We start from the raw sequence: 13,825 nt of genomic DNA on the forward strand, positions 1-13,825 counted from the left end.
TCGACCGGATGCGGCGGACGCGGTCCTCAGCGATCGAAGGAGGTCGCCCGGCCGGCGAGCCCGGCCTTCGCGGCCTGCGCGTGGGCGCCGGGCAGCGCGGCGAGGAATGCGGTGACGTCGTCGTCGGTGGAGGCGTGCCCCAGCGTGATGCGCAGTGCGCCCCGTGCGTCGGCTTCCGAGCGCCCCATCGCCATGAGCACGTGCGACGGCTCGGGCACGCCGGCCTGGCACGCCGAGCCGGTGGACACGGCGACGCCTGCGGCATCGAGGAGGAAGAGGAGCGAGTCGCCCTCGCACCCGGGGAACGAGAGGTGCACGTTGCCGGGCAGGCGTCCGGCCGCATCGGGGTCGCCCGAGAGGCGCGCGTCGGGCACCGCGGCGAGCGCTCCGCGGATGAGCCGGTCGCGGAGCGCCGCCATGCGCCGCGCGTCGTCGTCGAGCCGGTCGTGCACGGCGACGGCGGCCGCGGCGAACGAGGCGGCTGCGGCGACGTCCTGCGTGCCGGAGCGGACCTTGCGTTGCTGCCCACCCCCGTGGATGAGCGGTTCGACGGCGGCCGTGCGGTCGAGCACGAGCGCGCCGATGCCGGCGGGGCCGCCGATCTTGTGCGCGGAGACGCTGAGGGCGACGAGACCGGCGCCGGCCGGGGCATCCGTCGCCCGCCGCAGCGCGTGGACGTCGATCGGCACCTGGCCGTAGGCCGCGATCGCGTCGACGTGCAGGGGCACGCCGGCGCGAGCGGTGAGGCGGGCGACCTCCTCGACCGGCTGGATCGTGCCGACCTCGTTGTTGGCCCACAGCATGGTGACGAGGGCGACGGATGCCGCGTCGCGGGCGAGCTCGGCCTCGAGCACGTCGAGCCGCAGCCGCCCGAGCTCGTCGAGCGGCAGTTCGACGACGACGGCGCCCTCGTGGAGGGCGAGCCACTCGACGGTGTCGACGGTCGCATGGTGCTCGCCGGCGGGCACGAGGATGCGGGGCCGTGACGCCAGGTCGGGTCCGCTCCCCTGCCGGCTCCACCAGAGGCCCTTGACGGCGAGGTTGACGGCTTCGGTGCCGTTGCCCGTGAAGATGACCTCGATGCCGTCGGCGCCGAGCGTGGCGGCGATGCGCTCACGGGACTCCTCGAGCAGTCGCTTCGCCTGCTGGCCGGCGCTGTGGATCGACGACGGATTCCCGACCACGGCGAGCGCGGTGGTGAGCGCGTCGACGGCCTCCGGCCGCATCGGGGTGGTCGCGGCGTGGTCGAGGTACACCATGCGCACCACTCCTCTCACTCCCGGATTGGGAGCGCTTGCACACGAACTACTGTAGATCGCATGTCTGCCGCCGACCCCCTCCACGACCTCGGCGTCCGCGCGGGCGCCGACGGCGGGACGATCCGGGTCTGGTCCGAGCACGCGACCTCCGTCGACCTCGAGGTGTTCGCGAACGGCGACCTGGCGTGGGCGGTCGAGCGCACGCCGCTGGTGCGAGGTGCCCACGGGGTGTGGGAGGCGTCGTCGACGGCGCTCGTTCCCGGCGCCCGCTACGGCCTGCGGGTCGACGGGCCGGCGGGATCCGGCCATGCGTTCAACCCGGCGCACACCCTGCTCGACCCCTATGCCCGGGGCCTCGCGTCGGTGGCCGACGGATCATGGCGCGGCGTCGCCCTCGCACCGCTCGCCGAGAGCGGGTTCGACTGGGGCGGCGTCGCGAAGCCGCGCGTGCCGCTCGACCACACCGTCGTCTACGAGACCCACGTGCGCGGGTTCTCCAAGCTGAACGAGACGATCCCCGAGCCGCTGCGCGGCACCTACGCCGGGCTCGCGCACGATGCATCGCTCGAGTACCTGACGGGCCTCGGCATCACCACCGTCGAGCTGCTGCCCGTGCACGCGTTCGTGTCCGAGCAGCGCCTCGTGCGCCAGGGGCGGCTCAACTACTGGGGCTACAACACCCTCGCCTTCTTCGCGGCGCACGCGCCATACGCCTCGGCCGCCGCACAGGCGGAGGGCGCCGGGGCGGTGCGACGCGAGTTCGCCGGCATGGTGCGGCGACTGCACGAGGCGGGCCTCGAGGTCGTGCTCGACGTGGTCTACAACCACACCGCCGAAGAAGGCCGGCAGGGCCCGACGTACTCGTTCCGCGGCATCGACAACGCGTCGTACTACCGGCACGATGCACACGGCAGGTACGTCGACACGACCGGATGCGGCAACACGCTCGACGTGGGCCATGTCGCCGCCCAGCGCCTCGTGCTCGACTCCATGCGGTACTTCGCCGACGAGCTGCAGGTCGACGGATTCCGCCTCGACCTGGCGGCGACCCTCGGCCGCGACGACCACGGCGCCTACACGCCCGAGCACCCGCTGCTGCGCGCCATGCTCGAGGATCCGGTGCTGAGCACCGCCAAGCTCATCGCCGAACCGTGGGACGTCGGCCCGGGCGGCTGGCAGACGGGCAACTTCCCTGCGGGGTTCAGCGAGTGGAACGACCGCTACCGCGACCGCATGCGCGACTTCTGGCTGGGTGACCTGCGCAGGGAGCGGCAGACCGGCACGGCGGGCAGCGGCATCGGGCGCTTCGCGACCCGGCTCGCCGGCTCCTCGAACACCTTCTCCCTCGAGCGTGGCCCGCTCGCCAGCCTCAACTTCGTGACCGCGCACGACGGCTTCACGCTCGCCGACCTCACGACCTTCGACGTGAAGCACAACCTCGGCAACGGCGAGCAGAACCGCGACGGCACCGACGGCAACAACTCGTACAACCACGGCGTCGAGGGCGGCTCCGACGACCCGCTCGTCAACGCGGACCGGCGGCGCACGATCCGCAACCTGCTGGGCACGCTGCTGCTCTCCGCCGGGGTGCCGATGATCACCGCCGGCGACGAGTACGGACGCACCCAGCGGGGCAACAACAACGCCTACTGCCACGACTCCGATCTCACGTGGCTGTCGTGGCGCGACGACGAGCGCGACGCGAGCATCCTCGAGACCACGAGGCGGCTGCTGCGGGTGCGCGAGGAGAACCCGGCGATCCGGCCGGTGCGGTTCGGCCGCCTCGGCGAGACCACGCCGAGCGCGTCGCAGATGGACTGGTTCACCGCCGAGGGCACCACCATGACCATCGACGACTGGCACTCCCCCGAGGAGCGCACCCTGCAGTACCTCGCGGCGTCGACGCCCGAGTTCGAGGCGTTCAACCGCATCCTGCTCGTCGTGCACGCGCACGGGGCGCCGACCGAGGTGGTGCTGCCCGACCACCCGGGCGTCACGGGGTACACCCTGCTCTGGGACTCCGCGGGCGAGCAGCCCGTCGACGACCCCGCCGAGCACGCGCCCGGTGAGCGCATCCCCATCCCGGCGCTCTCGATGCACCTGTTCCGCGCCCACGGCGACCAGCCGGGCGTCGTGATCGCGGCCGACTGATGGCCAGGCGCACGGATGCCACGGCGGGCACGCCCGCCACGGTCGCGCTGACCCGCGCGGGCATCGCGTTCACGGCGCACGCGTACGAGCACGACCCGCGCGCCGCGGCCTACGGGCTCGAAGCCGCCGAGAAGCTCGGACTCGACCCCGACCGCGTGTTCAAGACCCTCCTCGCGACCATCGACGGCGACCTCGCGGTGGGCATCGTGCCCGTCGCGATGCAGCTCGACCTGAAGGCGCTCGCCCAGGCCCTCGGCGGCAAGCGCGGCGAGATGGCCGATCCTGCCGTCGCCGAGCGGAAGACGGGCTACGTGGTGGGCGGCATCAGCCCGATCGGCCAGAAGACGCCCCTGCCGACCGTGCTCGACGAGTCGGCGATCCTCTGCGAGACGATCTACGTCTCGGGCGGACGCCGCGGCCTCGACCTCGAGCTCGCACCCGACGACCTGGTCGCCGTCACGTCGGGCCGCTACGCCGCGATCGCCCGCCCCCGCTGAGTCAGCCCGCGACCGCGACGAGTCCCAGCTCGGCGGGCGACACGAGCAGCGGATGCCGCGGCACCACCCGCACCGTGTAGCCGAATGCGCCCGCCCGGTCGAGCACGACCGTGCCGGTGTACAGGCGCTGCGCCCCGCTTCCCGGAGCGGCATCCGACCCGCCGTCGCCCGGCTCGGGAGCCAGTGCCGTGCGACGCACGCCCTCGATGGACTCGTCGGTGCGGCTGCGACCGTAGACGACCTCCACGGCCACGTCGTCGGGCGAGAGCCCGTCGAGCTCCACGTAGGCGCGCAGCCGCAGCTCGTCGCCGACGTGCGGCGACTCCACGCCCCCCGACTCGACGTGCACGACCTGCACGCGCGGCCACGACGCTCGCACGCGGGCGTCGAACGCGGCGAGCTCGCGCGCGCCGCGGTCGGCGTCGGCTTCCACGCGGGCCGCCTGCTCGGCCGCCGGCCGGTAGAGCTCCTCGACGTACTGCCGCACCATGCGATCGGCGCCGAGCTGCGGTACGAGCACCGCGAGCGTCTGCCGCACGCGGCGCACCCACTCCACGGGAACCCCGTCGGCGTCGCGCTCGTAGTACCGGGTGGCGACACGGTGCTCGAGCAGTTCGTAGAGGGCGGCCGCCTCGAGGGCGTCGCGCTCGCCGGCGTCGCCCGCGGCATCCGCCGACGGGATCACCCAGCCGTAGTCGTCGCCCGCGAACTCGGCCCACCAGCCGTCGAGGATCGACAGGTTCAGGGCGCCGTTCATGGCCGCCTTCATGCCCGAGGTGCCGCACGCCTCGAGCGGTCGCAACGGGTTGTTCAGCCACACGTCGCAGCCGGGGTAGAGCAGCTCGGCCATGCCCATGTCGTAGTCGGGCAGGAACACGATGCGGTCGCGCAGCTCGGGCTGCTGCGCGAACTGCACGAGCTGCTGGATGAGCCGCTTGCCCTCGTCGTCGGCCGGATGCGACTTGCCGGCGATCACGAACTGCACCGGCCTATCGGGGTTCGTCAGGATCGACTTCAGCCGATCGGGGTCGCTCAGCATGAGCGTCAGGCGCTTGTACGTCGGCACGCGCCGCGCGAACCCCACGGTGAGCGTGTCGGGGTCGAGCACCTGGGTGAGCCACTTCGGCGCGGAGGCCCCGTCGTGCTGCTCCGCCCAGGATGCCGCGAGGCGACGCCGCGCGTCCTCGACGAGCTGCTGGCGCATGCCGCGCTTGACGGCCCAGAACTCGCCGTCGCTGACGGCGGGACTCGTCCAGTCGGCGTGCTCGGTGTCGCCCGTGCCGAGCCGGGCCTCGGCGAGGCCGAGCAGGGCGGGGTCGGTCCAGGTCGGCGCGTGCACACCGTTCGTGATCGACGTGATCGGCACCTCGTCGGCGTCGAACCCGGGCCACAGGTCGCCGAACATGCGGCGGCTGACCTGCCCGTGCAGCTTCGAGACGCCGTTGGCGCGCTGTGCGAGCCGGAGTCCCATGACCGCCATGTTGAACGCGCTGGTCGACGGGTCGGCCCCCGGCTCCACCCCGAGCGCCAGCGCATCGGCCGGATCGACGCCCGGCAGCAGCGAGCTCGTGAGGTATCGCTCGACGAGCGCGCGGTCGAACCGGTCGATGCCGGCGGGCACGGGCGTGTGCGTCGTGAAGACCGTGCCGGCACGCACGAGCTGCAGCGCCTCGGCGAAGGAGCAGCCGTCGGCGATGTGCGTCGCGATGCGCTCGAGCCCGAGGAATCCGGCATGACCTTCGTTCATGTGGAACACGTCGGGCGCCGGCCCGCCCCGCAGCTCCGTGAAGGCCCGCACGGCGCGCGCGCCGCCGATCCCGAGGAGCAGTTCCTGCAGGAGCCGGTGCTCGCCGCCGCCGCCGTAGAGCCGGTCGGTCACCGAGCGCAGCTCGTCGGCGTTCGCCGGGATGTCGGTATCGAGCATGAGCAGCGTGATGCGCCCGACCTCGGCCTTCCACACTCGGGCGTGCAGCGACGCCTCGTCGGGCAGGGCGAGCGTGACCTGCACCGGGGAGCCGTCGGGGCGCCGCAGGACGGACAGCGGCAGGCCGTCGGGGTCGAGCACGGGGTACCGCTCCTGCTGCCAGCCATCGGCCGAGATGGACTGCGCGAAGTAGCCGGCCTTGTAGAAGAGGCCGACGCCGATCAGGGGCACGCCGAGGTCGGACGCGGCCTTGAGGTGGTCGCCGGCGAGGATGCCGAGGCCGCCGGAGTACTGCGGCAGGGCCGCGGTGATGCCGAACTCGGGCGAGAAGTAGGCCACCGCGCGCGGCGCGGCGGCGCCGAGCGACTGGAACCAGCGCGGCTGCGACAGGTAGTCGCGCAGGCTCGCACGTTCGCGCTCCGCCCACTCCACGTATCCCGCGTCGGCGGCGAGCTCGTCGAGCCTCGCCGGATCGACCTCGCCGAGGAACGCTCCGGGATCACGCCGGGTGGTGCGCCACAGCTCGGGGTCGATGTGCTCGAACAGGCGCTTCGTCGGCTCGTGCCACGACCACCGGAGGTTGCCGGCGAGCTCCTCGAGGGCGGACAAGGAGCCCGGCACGACGGCACGGACGGTGAACTTGCGGATCGGCTTCACGCGCTCCACCCTAGGTCGCCGGCGTGACGAATGCGTGAACGGGCCGTTCGGCCGGCATCGGCATGCCGCGGCGTCAACCACGCGCGAGGCGACGTGATCCACGCTACGGTCGGAAGGTGACCTCGCGAGACGTACTGGCCGGCCGGATCCCGGTGACCCGGGTCACGCCGGCCCTCCCCGACGACCGCTGGCGACCGAAGGCCTTCGAGGGCGAGGTGGTGCCGTTCCGCGCGACGGTGTTCCGCGAGGGCCACGACCAGGTCGGCGCGATGCTCGTGTTGACGAGCCCCTCGGGCACCGTGCGCCACGTGCGGATGTCGCCGCTCACGGCGGGCACCGATCGGTGGGAGGCCTGGGTGCTCCTCGACGAGCGCGGCATCTGGCACTGGCACGTCACCGGCTTCGACGACGAGATCGCCACGTGGCGGCACGACGCGGCCCTGAAGATCGATGCCGGCGTCGACGCCGAACTGATGTACGAGATCGGCGCACGCCTCCTCGATCGGGCGGCCGCCGAGAAGGCCCGGCCCATCGCGGCGCGCCGCAAGCTGACGGCCCTCGCGGCCGCGCTGCGCGACGACGCGGCATCCGTCGACGATCGCCGGCCCCTCGTCGACGCGCCGGCGCTCGACGTCTTCACCGCCTGGCCGCTCGCGAAGCTCACGAGCGACTCGCCCGAGCACGAGATCCTCGTGGAGCGGCGCCGCGCCGGCGTCGGTTCCTGGTACGAGTTCTTCCCCCGCTCGGAGGGCGCGCGCCGGCTGAAGGACGGCAGCTGGAAGAGCGGCACGTTCCGCACGGCGATGAAGCGGCTCGACGGCGTCGCGGCGATGGGCTTCGACGTGGTGTACCTGCCGCCGATCCACCCGATCGGGGAGACGAACCGCAAGGGCCGCAACAACACCCTCGATCCGGGGCCGAACGATCCGGGCTCGCCCTGGGCGATCGGCGGCGCCGCGGGCGGACATGACGCCGTCCACCCCGACCTCGGCACCCTGGCCGACTTCCGCGCCTTCGTGCGGCGCGCGGCCGCCCTCGGCATGGAGGTCGCCCTCGACCTCGCGCTGCAGGCCTCCCCCGATCACCCATGGGTGGCGGAGCATCCCGACTGGTTCACGCAGTTGCCCGACGGCACCATCCGCTACGCCGAGAACCCGCCGAAGAAGTACCAGGACATCTATCCGGTGAACTTCGACGACGACCCCGGGGGCATCTTCGTCGAGGTGCTGCGCATCGTGCGGCACTGGATGAAGCAGGGCGTGAAGATCTTCCGCGTCGACAACCCCCACACGAAGCCGCTCATGTTCTGGGAGCGGCTCATCGGCGCCGTCAACGCCGAGGACCCCGACGTGGTGTTCCTCGCCGAGGCGTTCACCCGCCCGGCGATGATGCAGGCGCTCGCCATGGCGGGCTTCCAGCAGTCCTACTCCTACTTCACGTGGCGCAACACCAAGGAGGAGCTGGAGGAGTTCCTCACCTCGGTGTCGCAGGAGACGGCCGACTTCATGCGGCCGAACCTGTTCGTGAACACGCCCGACATCCTCACCGAGTACCTCCAGTTCGGCGGCCCGGCCGCGTTCACGGTGCGCGCGACGATCGCCGCCACCGCGGCGCCCACGTGGGGCGTCTACGCGGGCTTCGAGCTCTTCGAGTCGGTGGCCCGGCCGGGTGCCGAGGAGGCCATCGACAACGAGAAGTACGAGTACAAGCCACGCGACTTCGCGGCCGCCGAGGCCGAGGGCCGCTCGCTCGCCCTGTACCTCGGCATCCTCAACGCGATCCGCGCCGCGCACCCCGCGCTCGGACAGTTGCGCAACATCCGCTTCCACGCCAGCGAGGACGACGCCGTGGTCGTGTACTCCAAGCACCTCCCGGGCCGGTTCACGCCCGACGGGCGCGACGACACCGTCATCGTGGTCGCGAACGTCGACCCGCACTCCGTGAGGGAGACCACCGTGCACCTCGATCTCGCCGCCATCGGGCTCACCCCCGGCATCCGCTTCGAGGTGGAAGACCTCGTCACCGGTGATCGCTGGGACTGGGGCGACGCCAACTACGTGCGTCTCGACGCCTTCACGCGACCGGCGCACATCCTCCACGTGGTGCGAGGCAGCGATGACTGAGCGGATGCCGCAGGCGGGCCCCGCGGTCGACGACGCGCAGCTCGTCGCCGTCGCGGAGGGACGACACGCCGATCCGCACTCGGTGCTCGGCCAGCACGGCTTCGAGCTGGCCGGCACGCCCGGCGTGCACACGGTCATCCGCACGCGGCGGCCGCTCGCCGACCGCGTCGACGCGCTGCTCGACGGCGGGGACGTTCTGCCGCTGCAGCACGTGGGGCACGGCATCTGGGCGGGAGCCGGCGACTTCGGCCCCGTCGACTACCTCATCCGCGCCCGCTACGGCGACGACGAGTGGACGAGCGAGGACCCCTACCGGTTCGCGCCCACGATCGGCGAGCTCGACCTGCACCTCATCGGCGAGGGCCGGCACGAGCAGCTCTGGCAGGTGCTGGGCGCGCATCACCGCGAGCACTGGGGCGTCGGCGGCGGCGTGCGCGGCACGTCGTTCACCGTCTGGGCGCCGCGCGCCGGCGCGGTGCGCGTCGTGGGCGAGTTCAACCGCTGGGACGGCGCCGGGCACGCGATGCGGAGCATGGGCGGCACGGGCGTGTGGGAGCTGTTCGTGCCCGAACTCGAGCCCGGCACCATCTACAAGTTCGAGATCCTGACCCCGGCCGGGCACTGGATCATGAAGGCCGACCCGATGGCCAGGCAGGCCGAGATCGCCCCGTCGACGGCGTCGGTCGTGAGCGTCAGCTCATACGAATGGGGCGACGGCGAGTGGATGTCGCAGCGCGCGGTCACGAATCCGCACGAGCGCCCGATGAGCACATACGAGCTGCACCTCGGGTCGTGGCGCCCGGGTCGCGGCTACCGCGACGTCGCCGACGAGCTGATCGAGTACCTCGACTGGCTCGGGTACACGCACGTGGAGTTCATGCCGCTGGCGGAGCATCCGTTCGGCGGATCGTGGGGCTACCAGGTGACCGGCTACTACGCGATCACCTCGCGATTCGGCAGCCCCGACGACCTGAAGTACCTCATCGACCGGCTGCACCGGGCCGGCATCGGCGTGATCATGGACTGGGTTCCGGGCCACTTCCCGAAGGACGACTGGGCGCTCGCCCGGTTCGACGGCGAGCCGCTGTACGAGCATCCCGACCCCCGTCGTGGTGAGCAGAAGGACTGGGGCACCTACGTCTTCGACTTCGGCAACCCGCGCGTGCGCAACTTCCTCGTCGCCAACGCGCTGTTCTGGCTCGAGGAGATGCACGTCGACGGGCTCCGCGTCGACGCCGTCGCCTCGATGCTCTACCTCGACTACTCCCGCGAGGACGGCGAATGGCTGCCGAACCAGTACGGCGGCCGCGAGCACCTCGAGGCCATCTCGTTCCTGCAGGAGGCCACGGCGACGGCGTACAAGCGCAACCCCGGCATCGTCATGATCGCCGAGGAGTCGACGTCGTGGCCGGGCGTGACCGCGCCCACGTCGTCGGGGGGCCTCGGGTTCGGCTTCAAGTGGAACATGGGCTGGATGCACGACACGCTGCAGTACATCTCGAAGGACCCGATGTACCGCGCGCACCATCATCACGACCTCACCTTCTCGTTCCTCTACGCGTTCAGCGAGCACTTCGTGCTGCCGATCAGCCACGACGAGGTCGTGCACGGCAAGGGCTCGCTCATCCGCAAGATGCCGGGCGACCACTGGCAGCAGCTCGCCAACGTGCGCGCCTACCTGTCGTACATGTGGGCGCACCCGGGCAAGCAGCTGCTCTTCATGGGCCAGGAGTTCGGCCAGCTCTCGGAGTGGAGCGAGGAGCGCGGCCTCGACTGGTGGATCCTCGACCAGCCCTCGCACCGCCAGCTCGCCGAGTTCGTGGGCGCGCTGAACCGCACCTACCGCGAGACCGCGGCGCTGTGGCAGCTCGACGACGACGCCTCGGGGTTCGAGTGGGTCGAAGGCGGCGCGGCGAACGAGAACGTGATCGCGTTCATCCGCTACGACCGCGACCGCCGGCCGCTCCTCTGCGTGGTCAACTTCGCGGGCCGGCCGCACGAGGGCTTCCGCCTCGGCCTCCCGGCCGCCGGGCGCTGGATCGAGGTCCTGAACTCGGATGCCGCGGAGTTCGGCGGCTCGGGCGTCGGCAACCTCGGCGGGGTCGAGGCGACGGACGACCCGTGGTCGGGCCGCCCCGCGTCGGCGTCGTTCACCCTGCCGCCGCTCGCGGCGGTCTGGTTCAGGCTCGACCGGTGAGGCGCTGCGCGGTGCGGCTTCGCCGGTGACGCGTCGGCTTCGCCGGTGACGCGTCAGCCTCGCCGGTGACGCGTCAGTAGAGCAGGTTCGTGAGCCGCCGGCGCGCCGCGATCACGCGGGGGTCGTCGGTGCCCACGACCTCGAACAGCTCCACGAGCCGCTCGCGCACGGCGCGCTTGCCGTCGGCGTCGAGCTTCGGGAACAGCGTCAGCAGGCGGTCGAACGCGTCATCGATGTGCCCGCCCGACAGGTCGAGGTCGGCGACGTCGAGCTGCGCGCCGAGGTCGTCGGTTGCCGAGGCGGCCGCATTGCGGATCGCATCGAGGGTCTTGCCCTGCAGGCGCCACAGCAGGTTCGCCTGCGCCAGGCCGGCGACGGCGAGCGAGTCGCGCGGGTCCTGCGCGATGGCCGTGCGGTACGCGGATGCCGCGGCCTCGAAGTCACCGCGCTCGATGGCGTCGTACGCCTCCTGGTGCAGCGGGGGCAGCGGGGGCTCGACGGGTTCGGCCGGGCCCTCGCCGGGCTCGCCGCCCGCCTCGACCTGGCCGGAGACGCCGTGCTGGGCTCCGAGCTCGAGCAGCTGGTCGAAGACCTGCTCGATCACGTCGTCGGGCTGGACGCCGGCGAAGAGCGGCACGGGCTGGCCGGCGACCACGGCGACCACGGTGGGGATCGCCTGCGCCTGGAACGCCTGCACGAGTTGCGGACTGCGATCGGCGTCGGCGGCGGCCAGCACGAGGCGACCCTCGCGCGCCCGCACGAGCCGGTCGAGGGTCTCGACGAGGGCGATCGACTGCTCGCTCCACGAGGCCCACAGCACGACCACGACGGGAACGGTGCGCGAGAGTTCGAGGGTGGCGCCGAAGGCGGCGTCATCCGTCTCGAACACGATCGCGTCGCCCGCTCCAGCCGACGGGTCGCCCCCGCCTCCGGGCTGCCGCTGCGCCGGCGGGCGCTGCACGAGGGAGGACAGGTCGACGGCGCCGCGAAGGCCGCTCGGCTGGATGGGGTCGCTCACGGTATCTCCGATGCTCCGATCAGGCTCTCGGACCAGCCGAGGAGGCGGATCTTCTCGTCCGAGCCCACGCCCGGCACGTAGAACAGCAACTGCACGCCGATGACGCGCTGCACGCCCTTGGCGCTCTTGTCGACGAAGCCCGAGAGGGCCCGGCCCGGCGCGCCCTCCTGGAACCCGATGGTGCCGCCGTCGTTCGGCGTGACCTTCTCGGTCTGCTCGATCGACACGCTGACGAGGGCGCCCGAGTCGTTCGTGGCGAGCGCCACGGTGGGGCTCGCGCCGACGGCGTTCGAGAACGCGACATCCGCCGTCGGGGGAAGCGCATCGCTGATGGCCTGCTGGCCGGTCGGCCCGAGCTGCTCGCGGAGCGCGTCGCCCTCTGCGTCGAACATCGTCGCGAACTCCGAGGCGTCGCCCTTCAGGAGCACGTCCGCGTAGGCCGCGGCCACCTGTCCGGGCTCCATGACGAGGCCCTTGAACTCGGGCGAGATGAGCGGTGCGCCGATCGAGGCCGGGGCGACCTCGGGCACGTCCGCGTCGGGTGCCAGCGACATGGCGTAGACGATCTTGTAGTTGTCGCGCGGGGTCGCCTGCTGGAGCACCAGCGCGGTCGGCGCCACGGTGGGGTCGTCGCTGTTCGTCGCGATGGTGAGCACCGTGCGGCCGCTGGCCGGCCAGCCCGCCACCTGCTGCGGGAGGGTCAGCGTGAGCGGCGACGCCGGGATCGGCGGCAGCGCGGGGTGGTCGGGCAGGGTGCCGCGGATCGCGTAGTTGGCCTGACGGGCGGCCAGCGCGGGCCCGGTGAAGCGCGCGGTGAGTCCCTGGGCGTCGAGCGCGGAGTCGGTCTCGGTGGTCGACACCGCGATGCTGCGCATGATGCGCTCCATCTGCGGCACGGTCACGGCCGGCTCCATCTCGTCCTCGGCGGCGGCGTCGTCCGTGGCCGGGGCATCCGTGGGAACCGGGGTCTCGGTGGCCGCGGCGGTCGTCGGCGGGGCCTGGTCGAACGTGGGCCAGTAGTCGGAGGAGCACGCGCTGAGCGCAATGGCCGGCAGCACGACGAGCGGCACGAGTGCGACGCGCTTGGCACCGCCGACAGCACGTCGACCGCTCACCTGGCTGCGTCGGAGCGCGGGCGGCTTCGGCGCGCTGGGCAGCTTGCCCCTGCCGCGCGGGCCGGTGGGGAGGTTGCGTCGGGGTCCTCGCGACCGGCGGTGGTGCACGAAGCCCGAGATGAGCAGGGCGATGCCGCCGAGGAACACGAGCGCGCCGCCGGCGAGCAGCGGACCCGCCCAGGGCGTCGAGTTGTCGAGCGGCCAGGCGATCGTGATGGCGTCGGGGGCCGGAGCGGTGCCGTCGCTCGCGAGCAGCACCGAGATGTCGTCGGGCACGTCGATCGTGGTGGAGATGGTGCGCTCCGCGGTGAACTCGTCGAGCCATAGGTCCGATCCCGACGGCGAGGCGGCCGGGTCGGCGGCCGGCTCGGTCGCGGCATCCGTCGCCGGCACGTCAGGCGTCGGAGGGATGGTCGGATCGGTCGTCGCCGCGGCATCGTCGGCCGGCTCGGGCTCGACCGTCTCACTCGTGAATCGCTCGGCATCGGCGTCGTAGTGCACGCTCGTGTAGGGCGAGTCGCCGATCCACGCCTCGACGTCGGTGTCGCGCCCGTAGGCCACGAAGACCGTGTCGGGGCCCGAGACGGTGATCGTCTGCTTGCCGGCGTAGGCGCCGAGGGCGTCGGGTTCGATGACGGTGTAGGCGGCGTCGGAATCGACCTCCGTCGACAGCACGACACGGTCGGGGTCGAGGAAGACGGTGCGCTGGGCGATGCCGAACCCGATCATCACGGCCGCAGCGATGAACGCCACGATTGCGAGGGCGAAGCGCAAGAAGAAACCTCCGGTGCCGCGATCCGCGGCTTCGAACAGGGACGCTCCACACTACCGGCGCAGTCTGAGAGAGTGCCAACCGCCAGCTGTGCGCGCAGTGCGTCCGCCCG

8 protein-coding genes are annotated in these 13,825 nt (G+C 72.3%); 4 read left to right on the top strand and 4 right to left on the bottom strand.

Features of this window, described 5'->3' with window-relative positions:
• Positions 1–26: 26 nt before the first annotated feature.
• Positions 27–1,259 (bottom strand): cysteine desulfurase family protein, encoded by a 1,233-nt coding sequence (locus AC1DZA_RS06495; protein ID WP_476772120.1) that lies wholly within the window; start codon positions 1,257–1,259, stop codon positions 27–29.
• A 60-nt stretch (positions 1,260–1,319) separates the two neighbouring features.
• Between AC1DZA_RS06495 and glgX the strand changes: the two genes are divergently transcribed.
• Both glgX and ybaK read left to right on the top strand, forming a co-directional pair.
• Positions 1,320–3,410 carry a glycogen debranching protein GlgX gene (gene glgX, locus AC1DZA_RS06500; protein WP_476772121.1) on the top strand — a complete coding sequence of 697 codons (2,091 nt, stop codon included), beginning with the start codon at positions 1,320–1,322 and terminating at the stop codon, positions 3,408–3,410.
• Positions 3,410–3,907, top strand: coding sequence for a Cys-tRNA(Pro) deacylase (gene ybaK, locus AC1DZA_RS06505; protein ID WP_476772122.1), 498 nt, complete (start codon positions 3,410–3,412; stop codon positions 3,905–3,907). Before glgX ends, ybaK begins: the two co-directional genes overlap by 1 nt.
• A 1-nt stretch (position 3,908) precedes the next feature.
• On the opposite strand, the gene glgP is transcribed toward ybaK, so the two are convergent.
• The gene (gene glgP, locus AC1DZA_RS06510) at positions 3,909–6,488 is read right to left on the bottom strand and encodes an alpha-glucan family phosphorylase (protein WP_476772123.1); all 2,580 of its coding nucleotides are present in this window, start codon (positions 6,486–6,488) and stop codon (positions 3,909–3,911) included.
• Between the two features lie 62 nt (positions 6,489–6,550).
• Between glgP and AC1DZA_RS06515 the strand changes: the two genes are divergently transcribed.
• Entirely contained in the window at positions 6,551–8,611 is a 2,061-nt protein-coding gene (locus AC1DZA_RS06515) for a maltotransferase domain-containing protein (RefSeq protein ID WP_476772124.1), read from the top strand.
• A complete protein-coding gene (gene glgB / locus AC1DZA_RS06520) occupies positions 8,604–10,808 on the top strand; it encodes a 1,4-alpha-glucan branching protein GlgB (RefSeq protein ID WP_476772125.1) in 2,205 nt (734 codons plus the stop codon). The genes AC1DZA_RS06515 and glgB overlap by 8 nt, the downstream gene beginning before the upstream one ends.
• A 73-nt stretch (positions 10,809–10,881) precedes the next feature.
• On the opposite strand, the gene AC1DZA_RS06525 is transcribed toward glgB, so the two are convergent.
• Complete coding sequence (locus AC1DZA_RS06525) at positions 10,882–11,826, bottom strand: co-chaperone YbbN (protein WP_476772126.1); 945 nt, start codon at positions 11,824–11,826, stop codon at positions 10,882–10,884.
• Entirely contained in the window at positions 11,823–13,715 is a 1,893-nt protein-coding gene (locus AC1DZA_RS06530) for a DUF8094 domain-containing protein (protein WP_476772127.1), read from the bottom strand. The genes AC1DZA_RS06525 and AC1DZA_RS06530 overlap by 4 nt, the downstream gene beginning before the upstream one ends.
• Positions 13,716–13,825 lie beyond the last annotated feature (110 nt).

The organism is Agromyces sp. P2_B3, from assembly GCF_056404815.1.